The 18,376-nt window shown below is 43.1% G+C and carries 14 protein-coding genes and 1 pseudogene; 6 read left to right on the forward strand and 9 right to left on the reverse strand.

Annotated elements, in window-relative coordinates; translation table 11 throughout:
- Both ACO0LB_RS14150 and tnpA read left to right on the forward strand, forming a co-directional pair.
- On the forward strand, positions 1-662 hold a 662-nt coding region (locus ACO0LB_RS14150), incomplete at its 5' end, for an RNA-guided endonuclease InsQ/TnpB family protein (protein WP_423050119.1).
- Positions 634-918: pseudogene (gene tnpA, locus ACO0LB_RS14155) on the forward strand (IS200/IS605 family transposase); the annotation flags it as partial. The gene ACO0LB_RS14150 and the pseudogene tnpA, both read left to right, overlap by 29 nt.
- A gap of 99 nt (positions 919-1,017) precedes the next feature.
- Here tnpA and ACO0LB_RS14160 read toward each other — a convergent pair.
- The 5 genes from ACO0LB_RS14160 to ACO0LB_RS14180 form a co-directional block, all read right to left on the reverse strand.
- On the reverse strand, positions 1,018-2,064 hold the full coding sequence (locus tag ACO0LB_RS14160; RefSeq protein ID WP_423050121.1) for an OmpA family protein: 1,047 nt from the start codon (positions 2,062-2,064) through the stop codon (positions 1,018-1,020).
- 291 nt (positions 2,065-2,355) lie between these two features.
- Positions 2,356-2,556: a glycine zipper 2TM domain-containing protein gene (locus ACO0LB_RS14165; RefSeq protein WP_423050308.1), complete on the reverse strand. Its 201-nt coding sequence runs from the start codon at positions 2,554-2,556 to the stop codon at positions 2,356-2,358.
- Between the two features lie 192 nt (positions 2,557-2,748).
- Positions 2,749-3,312 (reverse strand): YSC84-related protein, encoded by a 564-nt coding sequence (locus tag ACO0LB_RS14170; protein ID WP_423050123.1) that lies wholly within the window; start codon positions 3,310-3,312, stop codon positions 2,749-2,751.
- 86 nt (positions 3,313-3,398) lie between these two features.
- Entirely contained in the window at positions 3,399-3,602 is a 204-nt protein-coding gene (locus ACO0LB_RS14175; protein WP_423050125.1) for a hypothetical protein, read from the reverse strand.
- A 256-nt stretch (positions 3,603-3,858) separates the two neighbouring features.
- Positions 3,859-12,642: a GH36-type glycosyl hydrolase domain-containing protein gene (locus tag ACO0LB_RS14180; RefSeq protein ID WP_423050127.1), complete on the reverse strand. Its 8,784-nt coding sequence runs from the start codon at positions 12,640-12,642 to the stop codon at positions 3,859-3,861.
- 290 nt (positions 12,643-12,932) lie between these two features.
- Between ACO0LB_RS14180 and ACO0LB_RS14185 the strand changes: the two genes are divergently transcribed.
- The 3 genes from ACO0LB_RS14185 to ACO0LB_RS14195 all read left to right on the forward strand — a co-directional run bounded on the left by ACO0LB_RS14185 (position 12,933) and on the right by ACO0LB_RS14195 (position 14,536).
- Positions 12,933-13,328 (forward strand): DUF4398 domain-containing protein, encoded by a 396-nt coding sequence (locus tag ACO0LB_RS14185; protein WP_423050129.1) that lies wholly within the window; start codon positions 12,933-12,935, stop codon positions 13,326-13,328.
- 43 nt (positions 13,329-13,371) lie between these two features.
- On the forward strand, positions 13,372-14,244 hold the full coding sequence (locus ACO0LB_RS14190; RefSeq protein ID WP_423050131.1) for an OmpA family protein: 873 nt from the start codon (positions 13,372-13,374) through the stop codon (positions 14,242-14,244).
- A 106-nt stretch (positions 14,245-14,350) separates the two neighbouring features.
- Positions 14,351-14,536 carry a hypothetical protein gene (locus tag ACO0LB_RS14195; protein ID WP_423050133.1) on the forward strand — a complete coding sequence of 62 codons (186 nt, stop codon included), beginning with the start codon at positions 14,351-14,353 and terminating at the stop codon, positions 14,534-14,536.
- Between the two features lie 101 nt (positions 14,537-14,637).
- Here the strand turns inward: ACO0LB_RS14195 and ACO0LB_RS14200 are convergent, their stop codons facing one another.
- The 3 genes from ACO0LB_RS14200 to ACO0LB_RS14210 form a co-directional block, all read right to left on the reverse strand.
- Positions 14,638-15,357 (reverse strand): Crp/Fnr family transcriptional regulator, encoded by a 720-nt coding sequence (locus ACO0LB_RS14200; protein WP_423050135.1) that lies wholly within the window; start codon positions 15,355-15,357, stop codon positions 14,638-14,640.
- 391 nt (positions 15,358-15,748) lie between these two features.
- Entirely contained in the window at positions 15,749-15,895 is a 147-nt protein-coding gene (locus ACO0LB_RS14205; protein WP_423050137.1) for a lmo0937 family membrane protein, read from the reverse strand.
- Positions 15,896-16,010: 115 nt separating this feature from the next.
- Positions 16,011-16,322: a BON domain-containing protein gene (locus ACO0LB_RS14210; protein ID WP_423050139.1), complete on the reverse strand. Its 312-nt coding sequence runs from the start codon at positions 16,320-16,322 to the stop codon at positions 16,011-16,013.
- 368 nt (positions 16,323-16,690) lie between these two features.
- On the opposite strand from ACO0LB_RS14210, the gene ACO0LB_RS14215 reads away from it, so the two are divergent.
- Positions 16,691-17,488, forward strand: coding sequence for a Crp/Fnr family transcriptional regulator (locus ACO0LB_RS14215; protein ID WP_423050141.1), 798 nt, complete (start codon positions 16,691-16,693; stop codon positions 17,486-17,488).
- Positions 17,489-17,594: 106 nt separating this feature from the next.
- Here the strand turns inward: ACO0LB_RS14215 and ACO0LB_RS14220 are convergent, their stop codons facing one another.
- Positions 17,595-18,332: a Crp/Fnr family transcriptional regulator gene (locus ACO0LB_RS14220; RefSeq protein ID WP_423050143.1), complete on the reverse strand. Its 738-nt coding sequence runs from the start codon at positions 18,330-18,332 to the stop codon at positions 17,595-17,597.
- Positions 18,333-18,376: the final 44 nt, after the last annotated feature.

The following is an 18,376-nucleotide window of genomic DNA, read 5'->3' on the forward strand; positions in this document are numbered from 1 at the left end:
CGTCGGCGCCTTGGCACGGGAGGAACTGCATTCAGATTCATAATGTACATGTACCCAGTTATTACGTGGACACTATGTTCTATAAATCCGGAGCGCGGTTCAAGACGACTTTACCGGGTGCTTACGAAAGTCGCGCAGATCTCGGTATCGATCTGGTCTTAACAGACTTTGCCGCCTTCTCTGATCCTGCGTTAGAGAAGATGGAAGCGCAGCAGTATTACCGGGATCTGGAACCGCGTCTGGCGATCGCGCAGCGTGCAAACAAGTCAAGGCAGGTCAGAAAGATTCACGCCAGGATCGTGAACAGGCGAAAGGATCATCATCATCAATTAAGCACCCGGCTGGTCAAACAGTATGGTGCGATCTTCGTTGGCAACGTGAATGCGTCCGGCTTAGAAAAAACGAGTATGGCCAAGTCCGTACTCGATGCTGGCTGGTCGCAGTTCAGAACCATGCTGTCTTATAAATGTGATGATGCAGGCGTGTGGTTTGAAGAGGTCAATGAAGCGTATTCCACCCAGGACTGTTCTGTGTGCCTGGCACGCAGCGGGTCGAAAGGACTGAAAGATCTTGGAATAAGAGAATGGACTTCTCCGCAGTGCGGGACGACACATGATCGTGATCGCAATGCAGCAAACAATATTCTCCAGTGTCTGCGATGACTTTGAATCGGAACTGGTAGTGTTCGACGGTGAGGACGATCACGTTCACCTGTTGGGGAACTATCCGCCTAAAGTGGCAGTGTCAAAGCTTGTGAATAGTCTTAAGAGAATATCAAGCTTGATGATTCGAAAGAAAAAATATCCGAGCATTCAAAAGAAATTATGGGGCGGTGCTTTGTGGTCGCCCAGCTACTTCGCTGGAAGCTGTGGCGGTGCGCCTATTGCTGTAATTCGCAAGTACATCGAGCAACAATAGACGCCGCACTAAATCGAAAGTCCAAGGCAAGGAAGGCTCCGCCTTCCGCGCTTACATTCCCGCCCTGAACGACGAGGGTTCACGCGCAAATCCGATAAATTACTCAATCCGCTTTTCAATGGTGATCTGATCTATTTCGACGCGACGATTTGGTTCCAGACAGTCAATTAGTTTAGACCGAGATTTTTCCGTGCATTGAACAATCGGGTTGTTTTCGCCTTTGCCGAAGACACTCATTCTGTTTGCACTAACTCCTTTTCCTTCTAGATAATTTTTGACGGCCGATGCGCGTTGTTCTGACAATTTTTGATTGTACTTCTTACTACCGATTCTATCGGTGTATCCGGTAATGACGATATTATTAATTTGAATATTTGCATTTAAGGCATTTGCAATTTCATCTAATTTTCTTTGTTCTGGTGGCAATGTATAGCTATCGAAACCAAATAATTCGGTCGCTGATAACGTTATTTTTTCAAAGCGAGCTGGAGGAGGTGGGGGCGGTGTGGTGATTGAGTTACTTGCGATAACATTTACGGGGGCTTCATATGATTTTGTCACAGGTGTTGCCCGGGTTGGCGTTTTCTCAAAGGAATAATTCAATGCAACAGATAGGAAGTTATTGCTTGCCTGCTGGAAGCCAAAGCCGTCACCACGTAAGTATCCGTGAACTTTGCGCCAGTCAGCTTGAAGGCTGAACTGGTCGTTTAATACGTATTGAAGACCGATTCCTAAGTTGACATTTGGCGAGTATCTGTCTGCTTTTCCCAAAGAAGAATTCATTCTATCTCGTTCCACTCCGGCACCGAAAACGATAAATGGTCTGATATTACTGCGGCTGAACAAATAGAGCCCATCGATGCTGTAGGCATTTTGATAGAACCGTTGATAGCTATTTTTGCTTTGCGTATATGTTGTACCGATTTGCAAATCAAATTGTTCGGAGAGAGGCTTACCCAGTCTTAGACCTGCGCCATAGGACGTTGATCCTGGTCCAAATCCGTCATCAATGTCGGCTGCATGAAGACTGGGAGCAAGGTACCATGAAGGATTATAATCATCGGCCATGACAGATGTTGCCATGACTGTAGCACTCACGGTTAACAAGCTAGCGATAATCGATTTAATTTTTTTTTGCGTGTTCATGGTATTTTCCAATGTAAAGAAAGAGTGAGATAGTCGGGAAAATAAAAATATTGATCAGGGACAATCATCAATTTTTAATGAATATTTTTATCTATCTCTTAAAAATATTGATGCCACGATATGTTGGTAAATATCGTGGCATTTCATATCGATGTTTTCGGCGAATAAGTTCTTAGGTTTTTTTTAGTGTCACCTGACGAAAGTAAGCGCTTGATGTAAGCATATTTTTTTGTGTCTTGAAGATCGGTTCGTTACCATACATAGATGTAAAAATGAAACATGGTTATTACGTTAATCTTTTTTCTTCATTTCATGTCCGACCACGCCACCTACGACGGCACCTCCAACGGTTCCAACGCCGCTGCCACCAGTTAAAATTGCACCTGCAACGGCACCTGCACCAGCTCCTACTGCTGTGTTTTTATCGCGTGTTGACATTTCAGCGCATGCACTTAGACCACTAAAGAAGACAGCGATAACAATGTAGGACATAACTATTTTTATGTAGCTCATAGAAAACTCCTTGAATGAATAAATCTCAAAGCCAGATGGTGATATGTATAACTGGCCATATCCTTTGCTCTTGGAAGACGCAACGAGAGTTGAGCGTTTTCTCGCATAAAAACGACGGCACTACTTGGTTATGTGAGTAGAATTTTGTATTGATATGAAAATGATGATACTTTATCGCTTAATTTTAGAGATTTTGGTACCTTCAATACTGATACTGGCCATCAATCCTTGTTGATCAAAAATGAAAGCATAGGCATCTTCTTTTAGACTTGAGGTGGAAAGATTTTTTGCTGCACCTTCATTCATGAAAACGACTGTTGGGCCAATTCCTACTTCCCATCCTCTTACCTCACGTAAGCTGCGCTCGACATTTTCACTCATTAAAAATACGACATAGCCATACGACTGAGCACCAGCTTGCCAGCCCCACGAAGCAGAAACGGCATTAAAATATTCGTTCATTTTCCCGTCTTTAAGCAATACGCCTTCTCCATAGCTTCCTCCAAAGACCAAGCCGGCTTTAATGATTTTTGGAAACACTAATATAGATTTAGCTTTCCTGGAAATTTCTTCTGCGATCGGGTTGACTTTATATAGTATTTTTAATGCTTCCTGTGCCTCCAAATTGAGATCAGCAGCCGTAGCCGCACATGCTTGACTCATTGCACCAGCGAAAAAAATGCTGACGAATATCAATGTCGCTAATTTATAAAAATTATTTAAATGGATCATCATGACGCGTTGCCTCTTAACGTTATGAAAAAGACGGATTGTTCAGAGATTTCTCTTAATGAGAGACCTCTAAACAATGGCAAGATCAATTATTTTGAAGACGACTTACATGCGTCTGAGGTATTTTTTGTCGCCTTATTACAGCATTTCATCGCATTTTCTGAGCTTTCTTTTGCGTCTGAAATTTTATTTTTTGTATGAAACTCTGCTGCATCCAGATGATGTGAAGCAGCTGCGGAATGATCGCTCGCTGCCTGTTGGTGTAAATTGACTGCTTCGGTATTGGTCGTCATGATTTATTCCTATATCGTAAAAATACTATGTCTGAAAATACAGAACTGAATGTCGATCACCTTGATCGGCACAGACAATAGATTAGGTATAAATTATGCATATTTCGGTACGTTATCCCACGCAACTCTGCATCAATTTACCATTGATATTTATATAAATTATCTCAATAAAGTATGGCGCCATACGCACTACTTGCCTTTACCAGACGTGTATCGGGCTTATGTGATGAGCAGTCCTAACACCATTAGGGTAGTTTTACGTAAATTCTGATGATTCTTTTTTCCGCCCAAACACGACGTTGACATGGTGTGTCTGGTGATCATCCAGTAAGGGAATCATCAGATTTTCTGACAATATATTATCTATATGTACACTGGTATTTACCCCTGATACTGCTGTAACGTTGATCAGATAGTCAGTGTCGTGATAGCGATAGCGTATCTGAAAATCACCCCATGTCTGTGGCATACAGGGCGCTATGCTGAGTTGTTTGTTATTGATTTTCAAGCCTAACAATGATTCGATGATGAAGGTATACATCCAGCCCGCAGAGCCCGTATACCATGTCCATCCGCCTCTTCCTATGTGTGGCTCTACGCCATAAACATCTCCAGCAATCACATATGGCTCTACTTTATAGCGCGTAATTTTTTCTTTTGAGTTACCGTGGTTAATGGGGTTAATAATGTCAAATACTTCCCAGGCACGGCTGATACTACCCATCTTGGCGAAAGCCATTCCTGCCCATATAGCAGCGTGTGTGTATTGACCGCCATTTTCGCGTACACCAGGAACATAACCGCGAATATATCCAGGGTTCTGGGTGGACTTATCGAAAGGAGGATCTAGAAGTTGAATAATGCCTCGATCACTTTTAACTAGCCGTTGATAGAGGGAATTCATTGCTTTATTCGCGTGCGTGGTTTCGCCAGCTCCGGATAGAATTGACCAGCTTTGTGAAATTGAATCAATTTGACATTCACTATTGTTTGCCGATCCCAGTGGCGTGCCATCATCAAAAAATGCGCGTCTGTACCAATCTCCATCCCATCCTTCGGTATCAAGGTATAAAGCAATGCGCTTTGCCTGTTCTTTACAATGAGTAGAATAAAGATAATCGTTTTGATATTCGGATATTGTTGAGAATTGCGTCAAAACGTCATATAGGAAAAAACCGAGCCAGACACTTTCGCCTTTTCCAAGGTGACCGACTTTGTCCATTCCATCATTCCAATCGCAGGAACCCATCAGAGGTAACCCATGCGTGCCAAATCGCAAGCTATGATCTATTGCCTGTGTGCAATGCATGTAAAGGTTTGCTGAGTGTGATGAACGTATTGGCAAATCATAATAAGAGTCTTCATCTGGATTAACATCACGCCCCTCAATAAATGGGATGTTTTCATCCAGAATACTCTTGTCGCCGGTACTAGTGATATAGCGTGCAACAGCGAGCGGTAGCCATAAATAGTCATCTGAACAATGTGTTCGAACACCACGTTGGGTTGGTGGGTGCCACCAATGTTGTACATCTCCCTTTGTGAACTGGTGCGCGGCACATAATATAATTTGTTCTCTCGCCAAGTGGTGTGCTGTGTGTGACAGAGCCATCGTATCTTGCAACTGATCTCTGAAACCAAATGCTCCACCGGATTGATAGTAGCCACTTCTCGCCCATAGACGGCAAGCAATGGTTTGATAAAGTAACCAGCCATTCGTCAGTATGTTTAAACTAAGGTCTGGTGTTTCAACTTGTACGACACTCAGTGTTTTTTTCCAAAATTGACGTACATCATCTAAGCTTTTTTGGGTAACTTCTGGTTGTCGGTGATGCTGAATGAGCTGATCAATATTGCCTGATTTGTGATCTGCCATACCTAGTATGAAGATGATTTCACGATGTTGCCCTGGGTTCAGGTCAAATGGTACTTGCAATGCGGCACAAGGATCGAATCCTGCCCCTAACTTGCCTGAGAGTTGACTTCTGCTCATTGCTGCTGGTGCTCGCAAGCTACCGTTTCGACCAATAAATTCAGATCGATCCGCAGTCACCGAACAAGCTGAATTATTGACAGAAAAAAAGGCAATACGGCCAGGAAAGTCCGTGTTATAAGGATTTCTTGCACAAATTCCGCTGTTATCGATGGTGAGTGCGGTGACGATATGCATCGCTGACTTGCTTCGTAAGTCTCCTAATACCCATTCAATGTAGCCTGTTACTGACAGGCGGCGAGCTTGGTCAGAATGATTTTCTAAACGTATCACTGTGTATTTGATAGCGGCGTCCTGTGCCACAAAAACAGATAGGTCAGAATATATTCCGTCCTCTGTATGTGTAAATGTGCTGTAACCAAACCCATGGCGGATCTGATAGTCTCCTTTCCCACAACAGGGCAGGGGTGTCGGTGACCAGAATTTCCCTGTTTCTTCATCACGAATATAATATGCTTCACCACTACTGTCCGATACTGGGTCGTTATGCCACGGTGATAGGCGAAATTCATGTGCATTTTCTGACCACGTATATGACTGACCACTCTCAGAGATAATAGTGCCAAAGTTTGGATTGGCTAAAACGTTGATCCAGGGCGCCGGTGTTTTGTGGTGTGCATTTACTGTGATCAAATACTCTTGCCCGTCCTCAGAAAATCCTCCAATACCGTTACTGAACAGACGTGATTGCTCCGGGCTAGTCGGTGTTTCCTGAGACTCGCTGCTATAGCTATATTTATTTTTGACTGGCACCAAATTGGTAACACGGACATCGGCCAGATCTCGTCTGTTTAATTGTTCAAGCAAAGTACCTCGTTGGTCATTGAGTATCACTCGTGCCACTGATTGAAAAAGGATACGATCTTCGTTCGATATCTGATCAATAGACCGAACATAAATGCCCCCAGGTTTTTCTAGTGCATGCGATCTTGTGACTGACGAAATCAATCCGAGAATTTGATCTTGTAGTATTTGGCGATAATTGGCATGATCTTCGTTCCAGATAACAAGATCGACGGCAAGTCCCCGAGACTGCCAGTAAGCGTGAGCCTGTATTAACTGCCTTACCAATTCAATATGTTCCTGATTACTGATATGTAAAAGAACTATTGGTAAGTCCCCGGAAATGGCATAGCTCCATAAAGCTGATTGCCCCCGATAGTTTTGCGCCAGAATATCTTGGTTTGCTCTCAACAGAGGATTGAGATAAATCACGGAATTGGCAAGGCGCGCATACAGTTGTGCATCCTTTTCACTAATATTCAATTGGCGCAAAACGACCTGACTGTGTGTCCATGAGAGCTCAACGACTCGTTCGGCCAAGTGTTGATCTTTATATTTTTCAATCAGGTTGAGACACATATCGCGCGTATCTGCGATTCCTGAGACTAAATCAATCGTGGCAGATTGTTCTGGATTTAGCGTGATCTGATATCTGATTGCGACAATGGGGTCAAGAACAGATCCTTCGCTACCTGAGAGCGGTCCTGCTTGCAGCATGGCATCAGGTGCTGCAGTCGTATTGCATCTTCCAATAAATTTTAAGCGATCTGTTTCGTAGGAAATCTGATCAGCTTGTACACCGTGAAGGGCTATCAGATGAAACATGGTGGGAACGTTTTCATTGATTGATCGAGGGCGTCGTGCACATAGGATGGCACTTTGCTCCCGTAATATTTCAGTTTGGACAAACAATTTACTGAAGGCCGGATGGGCGTTATCTGCTGCCGGCAATGCAAGAACAACTTCTGCATAGCTGGTAAATTCGATGGTCCTGCGTCTGCGAGACCGATTAAGTATGCGGGTACGTCTCAGCTCTATATCGTCTTCTGGCGAAACAACAATTTCTGTGTGTAAATCTATATTATTATCACTACGGCGAAACTCCGCTCTGCCTTCTGAAAAAATGACTTCATATTGAGCCGCACTGACTTGACTGGGTTGAAATGCAGTGGACCAAAAGCGCCCTGTTTCAATATCACGGACATAACAAAAACTGCCCCAATTATCCCTTGTACTATCTTCATTCCAGCGAGTAATCGCAATATCGTTCCAGCGACTATAACTCCCCCCAGAACTGGTGACCATGACATGGTAGCGTCCATTCGACAGTAGCTGAACTTCCGGCGTGCGTGAATTAGTTTGGGAAAGTATACGTAATGGCGTAATTAGGTCATTAGTACTGCTGCGTATATCTGCTAATTCTGTAGTGTTCGCATAATTTGCTGTGACTTGGGGGACACGCTCATGGAGTAATGGAATTGTTGCTTTAAAAAGTGGATCAGATTCGAAGCGTTTTTGTAGCGGGCGGTCTAATAAAAGATATCCTAAGGACAATAATCCCATTCCTTGATGGTGACTCATAAATGAGGAAATCAGTTCAAAATGCTGTCCTCGTGGCAGACGGGAGGGGGTGTAGTCAATTGCTTCAAAAAAACCAAACTCTCCCGCAAAGCCAGACGCAGATAGTAACTGAAGATTTTCGCAAGCTTGTTCAGGTGCGATCATTAATGCCATCATTGATGCATAAGGTGCGATCACCAAGTCATCTCCCAAGCCCCGTTTAAAGCCAAGACCAGGTACACCAAATGCACGGTATTGATAATTTAAGTTGGTATCAAATGCGTTGTAGCCAGACTCGGATATTCCCCAGGGAACGCTACGTTGCTGACCGTATTGTATCTGTCTCATGACCGCTGAATGATATGTCTGCTGCAACAAGGTATGTTGATATGTTGGCATAATTAATAATGGCATCAGATACTCGAACATGGAGCCACTCCATGACAGAAGTATTGGCTCTCCCCCGGCAATGGTCAGTTGACGACCTAATGCAAACCAACTTTCCTGAGGTAACTGCCCTTGTGCAATGCCGACAAAGGTTGCCAGCCTTGCTTCTGAAGCCAGTAAATCATAGCGACTAGGATCGCAACGTCGATCATTAATGTTGTACCCGATAGCGAGTAAATGAGTTGTTGAGTCATAGAGAAAGTCATATTGAATATCTGAAAAATTGATTGCTTGCTTCGCCAGATGTTCAATCTCTTTTATTCGAGAATTTGCTCTGATGATTGTCTCTTGGATGAGTGAAGTTCTGGCGAGAATATCGTCGCCATTTTTGTCATACTGGGTGACTGATAAGCTATCGTTGAACTGCCAGGAGGGTGAGCTATTTAGTACGCTTAATTGTCGCAGAGTTGGTATTTGTGCCGCATCCGGCAAAATAATCAGAATGCTTGCAATATGGTCAGAAGTAATCCACGGAATCATATAGCTGATTTCTGCTATTTGTTGGCTGCATTGATTTGTTAGTGCGGTGAGCCATACAGCGGGAGTCGCGCCTGTTGTTGACGTTATTGTCCCCACTTCTAATTGTTCCAGAAGGTAGGATACTTTCTTAATACTGGTATATATCGCAGTGAGTGAAGTTGGCGCTGTATGGCATAGATAATCCAGTTCATATTCAATCACTAGTAAATCTGCTGGAACACTCCCTTTCATCGAATCTTGCAATAGATAATAAGTGTCGCGCAATCCCTGGAACAGGCGCGGATGAATGATGGGAGAATCAATCAGTTCAAGAAGTGCCGGTCGTAGAGTTAATAAGTGTCCTGAGAGATTGCCACTATCAACAGTCGATACATACATAGGCTGAAGTGGTGTCAGGGTGAGCGTGTCATACCAATTGAAAAAGTGTCCTTGATGACGATCCATTATTAAGAGACTTTTAAACGTGTTATCAGTGCGCATGATGAGCTGACTGGCGCATAGATAGCCAAAATCATAGGCAATCACATTCGCTAATAAAGACAAACCTATATTGGTAGGTGATGTACGATGGGCGATGACAGCAGTAGGCCGTTGTTGAATATTATCTGGTGGTAACCAATTGTCTTTGGGTCCGACATACGTTTCGAAAAAATGCCAGGTTTTTCTCGCCAGCAGATGTAAAAACTGATTTTGTTCAGTTGACAGTTGTTTTGTCTGGCGTACTCTGGGCAAACTTATCCAATAGGCGACGAATGGAGAGGCGAACCAGCTTAACAAAAAGAGAAACGATGCTTGAATACTGACGGGTTCTACTTTCACCATAGCAATAAGCGTTATTACTGCAAAGAAAGGTGCCACCCACATTTTTCGCACTGCCCACAAAAAAGAATTGTGAGTATTTTTTTTCTCTACATTGGATGGGTTCCACTCAAGCAGATGTTCATGCGAAATCCAGACTCTCCATTGGGTGCGTAGTATGGCATCACAATATACCCAGGCTTCAAAGGGCAGAAAGCTGATGCTGAGTATTGTCTGTAGTAGATGAAATTTTGCTGCCAACAATAGAATTGCAATGTGCTGTCGGAAAAGCAGATCTTTGGGTTTGTTAAACAGGTTGATTGAAAATGAAAAAAGAGAAGGTAGTAACAGTAGCGCCAGGACTGACGAAGACCAGAACCAAGCATGTCGCTCTGGTGATAAACCAAACCAGCCTATCATAAGAAGTACGATGAATGCTGGTGGAACAATGCTGCGACGGAGATTGTCAAATAATTTCCAACGCGATAGTCCAGACAGGGGATTGGAATAATGGATCGATTTTCCAGTGGACTCGCAAGCCATACCGGGTACCCGTGGGAGTAACCAGGATGCGATTTGCCAGTCTCCTCTGATCCAACGATGTCTCCTTTGCATATCGCTCAGATAGCTGGACGGATATTGTTCAATTAAGGGAACATCGCTTAATAGGCCTGATCGCGCGTAGCATCCCTCTAATAGATCGTGACTTAAAATTCGATTCTCAGGCATTTGTGACTTTAATGCTTTTTCGAAAATGTCAACGTCGTAGATGCCTTTGCCAATAAAAGAGCCTTCGCTAAAAATATCTTGATATACGTCTGATACGCTTCGTGTATATGGATCAATGCCTGTATCTCCACCGTATAACAATTCATAGCGAGAGGCATTCGAAGAAGGTATTCCAACCGTTACTCGTGGTTGCAAGATACCATAGCCTTCTGTTACACGACATAATTGCGAATCAAAATTTGGTCGATTGAGTACATGTGCCATTGTCGCGATGAACAGTGTTGCCGCATCCCGTGGCAATTCTGTATCCGTATCAAGAGTAATGACATATTTGATGTCTCCTAAGCCCTCAGTATTACCAACGGTCAAAGAAAATGCGGATTCTCCTTTGCCACGCAAATAGCTATTCAAGCTGCTTAATTTTCCTCGTTTTCTCTCGAAGGACATCCATACTTTTTCTTGCGCATTCCAAATGCGCGGTCTGTGTAGCAAAAGAAAATGTGCTCCGACAAGTCGGGGATATTTTTGATTTAAAGCGTCCACATTTGCTTTTGCCCGCTCTAATAAAGAGATATCCTCCGGAAGGATTTCTTGGGCAGCATCTGCAAAATCGCTGAGTATGCAAAATCGAAGTTGATCATCGCGATTGGCAAGAAAGCGTACTTCCATTGCTTCCGTCAGCTCGTTGATGTTTTCATTACTAAATAAAATTGTTGGTACAACAATCAGACTGCAGCAGTCTGGCGGTATCCCTTTAGAAAAATCCATTCGTGGTAATGGACTTGGAACAACAATCAGCGTTACTACCCAATTGATCATTGCAAGTGAGAACTGAGTGCAGACGAAAAAAACTGCAATGGATAGTAGTAGCGTCAGATAAATATTCTGATGCTCAGCGACAGATGTGTATAAAAGAAGACTACTGGTAAGAACACTCAATGTAAAAATTGCAGCAATGTACACTTGAAAAGCCTTACTGCTGGTGATGCGGCAGATTCTCTCCCACAAATGAAGATGAGTGCTTGCAGATTGCTCTAGCTGTGGCAATCCTTTATCAATCAGGAAATACCCCAAATGGGCTCGGCGATGGTGTTTTCCATTCTGTGTTACGGCATTTGAAGCCAATTGCATTGCATTTTTTGCTACATTACACTCAGAAAGTGGACTGCTTTTAGCAATTTTTTCAATAACATGCCGATATCTGTCCCGGGTGGCAAAATCCATGCGTGGATAAACCGATGAGGGATCTTGCAGTAAAATTTGCTCGACAGCGCTCATACTTTCGACAAACTCGCGCCAATCCATGGTGGTCAGCAAACGTAAGCTACCGATGCTATTGCTAATAGAAATTTGATCTGCCGCTTGTTTTTGTGATTCCTGGTGTACTAATTTTTCTATCGTATGCCCAGTTTCAGCCAATCGTTGTGAAAGCCAGTTGAGTGGCAATGTTAATGTAGGTGCTTGTCCTTGCAGTCTTCTAACTAATTCCGCGACAAACGAACTATCTAAAGGCGGATGCGAGCGGGACATATCCGCCACTAGCAGAATCAAATTGCTAGGATCTTTTTCAGCAGTGCTGATCATGGCGTCTGCCCATACTATCGCCAATTTCCGGTTTTCCTGGGTTGTCGCAAGACGTGTTGCAACACGCCTTAGATTTTCTATCAATGCGAGCCGTAACATAATCGGAATCGCCCAGAGTTCTCCAAGCTTGAGAGTCGATATCAATTGATATGCACTGATAAAACGGCGTAAATTTTCAGGATCAACCCGTCCATCTCCATGAGATATGGTTTCTAACGCAATGTCATAAACTCTTGGCCTGCCGATCGTGCTTCCTCGCAGGAGACGTGGTAATTCTTTGCTGTAATTTTTTGGCAGATGATGTTTAGCGGTACGTATTTGATCTTCAATCAGATAAAAATTATCCAATAGCCATGCAGCAGCAGGTGTCACTTGAAAACCGGATTTGATAGCATCCGTCAGCATGCTACATGTATTGATAATCACGTCTTCGTTATCTGATAAGCGGGACAACAATTGATCTGCATGAAACGCGACACTTAATTGATGGCTATTTGCCAGAATTTTTCCATGTTGCTCCATCTGTAGCGCACTGAAGAGCTCCGCTCTGAGAGGCGATTCCACAATAGTTCTCGAATGACGTGATTGAATCCATAAGCGTTTACCAAACCATGTCGCACGTAAGGCATGGAACGTGTTTGATAGAAATTGGGGGACGATTTTCAAGTGGCACACTTCTTTCTGATTCTGGTCACATGGCGCGACTTACACAGCAATCGCTCCGTTCATTGACAAAACGAAGTTACTCATGAAGGTGTGAATGTGTTACTTCAGAGAGGGGTCGTTGTAGCTTCTTGATCATATGGCAATGCTGATGATCCGTAGGTACGTTAGCGAACATAGGTCGTTGAAACTTTTTGCACTATCTTGCGGAATCGTGCGGAATCGTACGGAAAGAAAATCGAAATAGGCTTACAAAGACAGTAAGGAACCTAAACAATTTTCTGGAGAAACAAATGAGCAAAGAAAAATATGTATTTTTGACAGGGGCTATGAAAGGCCTACTTTTTATGATGGCCAGCTTGATTGTTGGCTGTAGTAGTTTGAAAACGCCAGCGACAGCGGATGTTGCTGTATCAAAGGCGGCAATTGATAGCGCGGCCTCAGAAGGAGGAGGGGAGTTTGCTCCAGCAGAAATGCGGTCTGCCAGAGAAAAATTAGCAAAAGCGAATAATGCAATGGGCGCTAAGGATTATCAAATTGCCTCTGATCTTGCTATGCAGGCGCAGGCTGATGCCAGATTAGCGCAGAGTAAAGCGAACTCGGCGAAGGCACAGAAAGCCGCAGCCGTTTTACAAGAGGATATTCGTGTACTTCAGGATGAGTTGAATCGCGCAAATCTGAGTAAATGAATGTTCAATCTATGTGCAATCCATCATCAATGAAAGAATCATCATGAGCAAAATAACGGTTCTCCCTGGAGTTCTATTCGCCATGTCAATACTGGCTGCGTGTAGTACCGCACCTAAAACAACGTCTCTGTTGGAAAGTACCAGACAAAATTTTCAAGCAGCGAAGAATAATGCAAATCTGATGCAGCTTGCCCCGCTGGAAATGCGTCAGGCGAGCGACGCGATGTCGAAGGCCAATGAGGCAGCAAGCAATAATGAAAGTGCAGAGAATATTAATAATCTTGCTTACCTGGCTAAGCAGAAAATCGATTTGGCGCAAGAGTTCACTAAGCAGAAAATAGCCGAAGAAAGTATATCGACATCAGCAAAAGAGCGTGATGACATCAGGCTCCGGCAGCGAACGCAAGAAGCAGATAGAGCAAATAGCCGGGCACAACAAGCTGAAATCTCAACACAGGTGGCGCAAAGTAATAATCAGGATGCACAACAGAAAGTCGTGTTGCTTTCAAGTGAACTTGCGGAACTAAAGGCAAAAAATACTGAAAGGGGAATCGTGATTACGTTAGGAGACCTTTTATTTGGTATCGACGATGTCAGATTGAATCCTGAGGGGTTGAGGATAGTACAAAAATTGGCTGCTGTCTTGCAAACGAATGTGAAGCAGATGGTTCAAATAGAAGGTTATACCGACAGTACAGGAACAAAATCGCACAATTTACAATTATCTGAACGACGCGCCAGTGCAGTGAGAAGTGCACTGCAACTTATGGGAATTTCAAGGGACAGAATTGGTATTCACGGTTATGGAGAGGAATATCCTTTAATCGATAACTTAACAGCCGAGAATCGACAGCTCAATAGACGAGTAGAAATTGTTTTATCCGATGTGAACGGCATGATGATTGGGCGTCAATAGCATCCTGTTCCGTAATTGCAGTGTCGGTGTGGCGATATTGACCACACGTCACTGACAATTACGGTATCAACATCTTGAACGATAGAATATATGAAAGCGCAATATTATGACTAAGGCACATCTCGTTGAAGATACAGTAGAGCCATTAAATTGTAGTAAAACTGATGAGGATGCTTTGGATGAGGCATTAGAAGAGACGTTTCCCGCGAGCGACCCAGTCGCTATCACGATTACGCCTGCGGAAAAGGCTGGCGTTTGTCGATTATTATCCTCTTCAGATACGAAGAAGTAAGGCGACTGACCGCCATGATCAGTATTTGCTTCATGGAGAGAAAACTACATTGACGATGTAGTTCCTGATACGCTGGGAAAATTTATTTGAATGTTTGAATATCAGGTGGCATTTTTTTCTGGCAGCAAGCGATCATATTCTTTTTTTACGACCATATAACATTCACAGGTTCGCTTTTCCAGTCCCAGCCTGTCCAGCACTTTGATATGACCGCGTGTATAACTGATCAAACCAGCATTTTGCAATTTCAATGCTGCTTCAGTAACTCCTTCGCGTCTGACACCCAGCATATTGGCAATTAATTCTTGCGTCATAATCAAATCTAAGCCAGTCAACCGATCCAGACTTAATAATAGCCACCGACATAATTGTTTATCAAGCGTGTGATGTCTATTACAGACTGCTGTTTGTGACATTTGTGTGATTAATGCCTGGGTGTAGCGTAATAACAGGTGTAATACCGGACCTGCTTTGTTGAACTCCTCTTTAATGCTGGCAGCTGGAAGGCGATAGCCAAAACCGGCACTTTGTACAACTGCGCGACTAGGTGTTGACTCTCCGCCCATGAAGAGTGAGACGCCAACGATTCCTTCATTGCCAACAACGGCAATTTCTGCTGATCCACCGTCCTCCAATACATAAAGTAAGGAAATAATCGCATTTGCCGGGAAGTACACGTAGTCTTGTATACCACCGGACTCATAAAGAACTTTTCCTAATGGCATTTCCAATAATTCTAGTTTTGGCAATAATCTCGCAAATACGTCTGAAGGAATGCATGCAAGGAGATGATTTTGTTTTGGGTCGGTGTGCAATTTCATTCTGACCTGTTTGCGTGAGTATGGTGGTGGGATGCGACAGATTAAGATAGTTCATATGTATCTGGCACGTGTAACTCAAGGTTTATCACAGATCTAAGAATAGCCTTACGTACAATAGGTGTATGTGCGATGAAGCACATAGTCGCACATGTTAGGCTGAAAACAATATAAATATGAACATTGTTGCTGATTTATTGGAAATGCAAAAAAATAGCTCAATTTAGTATTGGGAGACGTTGAATAGCGGAAGGTAAATCAAGAACGATGAAGCATAAGTTGTTCAAGTAGCTATTAATCGGTGATGCTTTACCAGTTATTAGCTTACTTGAGGGCAAATGAAACAACTTATCAAAGGCGCAAAGTGAAAATCCTTCACTTTCGGGAGAATGCGTCAAATATTTCTACCGCTGATCACACGCAACAAAATCATGATAATCGCGACAACCAGTAAGATATGAATAAAACCGCCAATAGTGTAGGAGCTTACAATGCCAAGCAACCACAGGACGAGCAGAATAACTGCGATGGTATAAAGCATATTTACTCGCTTAAAAAAGAATGCAAATACGTACTTCTTGCATACTTGGTTATAGTGCGTTCGGTATGAGTACGCGTATGTATTACTACGCGTCCCGGGTGTTGATTAGTCTTGCTTATTTCATTCGCATGTCGTTTTTGACAGAACGCACGCCTTTGATATTACTGGCGATACGTACAGCAGTTTGTATGTTTTCTTGTGATCGTACAAAACCACTTAATTGAACGACACCTTTAAAGGTTTCCACGTTGATTTCGGCGACCTTGAGTGTTGGTTCATTCAGTATGGCCGCTTTGACTTCAGTGGTGATAGATACATCGTCAATATATTGACCTGTACTTTCTTGTGTTTTGGTGGAAGAGCAAGCAGTAATATTTGTTAGCATGAGTGCTGCTAAGAATACTGAAAGTATTTTAAATTGTGACATTGAGGCTTCCTTAGCGAATATATGAGGATATTTGTCATTGAATGACACGAAGAACCGACTGTTGCAACAGTATTATTTTTTCAGGGGATTTCCCTGTCATTACTGCATATTGCAACCTATCAAGGGTGGGCTCTAAACGAGGCCTTGTCTGTTCGCCAGCGAACTTATCTCTCCAAAATATGGGGCGACTGGACATAAATAGATTAAAAATATAGACATAAAGATCTGTTATCTATGTTTGTTCCCGCACAGATCATTGCATTTTCTACCCATATGATCCATCGGCATCTTTTACTTTATACGTAACTTTTGTGTGCAATTTCACCGCTTTATTTTCATCAATTTATGAATGAAAGCAGGATGTTTATATGACTTATGGGCAGAATCCAAATCAGAATCATTTGTTGGCGGCGTTGTTTGATAACGAATATGATCGTTTGGCTCCTCATCTGGAGCTGGTGTCTATGTGCACTGGAGATATCTTGTATGAAGTCGGAGGTAAGCTTCTTTATGTTTACTTTCCTACTACATCCATTATTTCTCTCCACAATTTAATGGAAAATGGCGATTCCTCAGAAGTGGCAGGCATCGGAAACGAGGGAATGTTGGGTACCGTATTATTTATGGGAGGGCAAACAATGCCCAGCCGCGCGGTCGTACAAATCGGTGGATACGGCTATAGATTGAAGGCCGAGATTTTAATGGAAGAATTTAATCGTATGGGGCCTACATTACGATTATTACTTCGTTACACCCAAGCGCTGATCACGCAGACATCACAAACCGCGGTGTGTAACAGGCATCATTCAATTGAACAGCAGTTTTGTCGCTGGTTGTTGTTGGCTGCTGACAGGTTGACACCTGGTGAACTAAAAATCACACACGAATTGATTGCGCATTTACTAGGGGTTAGGCGGGAAGGAGTGACCGAGGCAGCAGGGCATCTGCGACGTCTCGGATACATACGATATCGGCGCGGTCATATGACTATTCTGGACCGGCGGGGACTGGAGAGCGAAGTCTGCGAATGTTATGGTGTGGTGAAAAAAGAATTTTCTCGTCTGCTTAACGACAATTTACATCGTCAGAATCATCATTTATCTCTACCACTGCCAATGCTGTCGATTCAAAGAAATCAGCGGGTGGCATGGAGAGCCAGTAATTAAGCGTAGTAATACTCAAAAAGATATTGATGTACGCTCAGACGGAAAAACGGTCATTGATTATTTTTCCATCTGAGTATGCAATTTTATTTGGTAATTAATTTTACGCTTACTTTACCAAACCATTCGTAGTAACAGAAATGTCGGTTAATAGCCGTTCATATTCAGCTTTAACCACGCAGTAGCATTCACACACACGTTCTTCAACACCCGCTCGATCAATAACGTCAATACGACCACCGTGATAACGTATAACACCAAGTTGCTCGAGATTGCTTGTAGTGTGCTTTACACTATCCCTGCGTACTCCTAGCATATTAGCGATTAATCCTTGGGTCATTTTTACTGAAGTAACAGGTAGCCTGTCCAGGCTGAGTAGTAACCAGCGACAGAATTGCTGTTCTATGCTGTGATGACGATTACACACTGCAGTTTGGGTCATTTGTGCAATCAATGCTTGCGTATATCTCAGTAGTAATCGTAAAAATGGTCCTGCCCTGTTAAATTCTTCTTTAAGATATTCAGCTTTTAAGCGATAGCCAAATCCAGCACTTTGAACTATTGCCTGGCTCGATGTACTTTCACCACCCATAAACAAAGAAATGCCGATAATGCCTTCATTACCAACAATGGCGATTTCTGCAGAACTGCCGTTTTCAAGCACGTAGAGCAAGGAGACAATTGACGTGGTAGGGAAAAAAACATACTCCAGCAGACTGTCTGCTTCAAACAGCATCTGACTGAGTGGCATTTCAACGAGTTCAAGATGATTTTTTATGCGCTCAAAGGCAGTCTCAGGCATTGCTGCCAATAGATGATTATGTAGTGGGCTGTGTAAGGTTGTCATGAATAAGGTATTTTGAATAGATCACAAATAGTCGCGTATTGAAT

Origin of the sequence: Undibacterium sp. SXout7W, assembly GCF_049339385.1 — a bacterium.
In the GTDB taxonomy this organism is placed as follows: Bacteria; Pseudomonadota; Gammaproteobacteria; order Burkholderiales; family Burkholderiaceae_D; genus Undibacterium.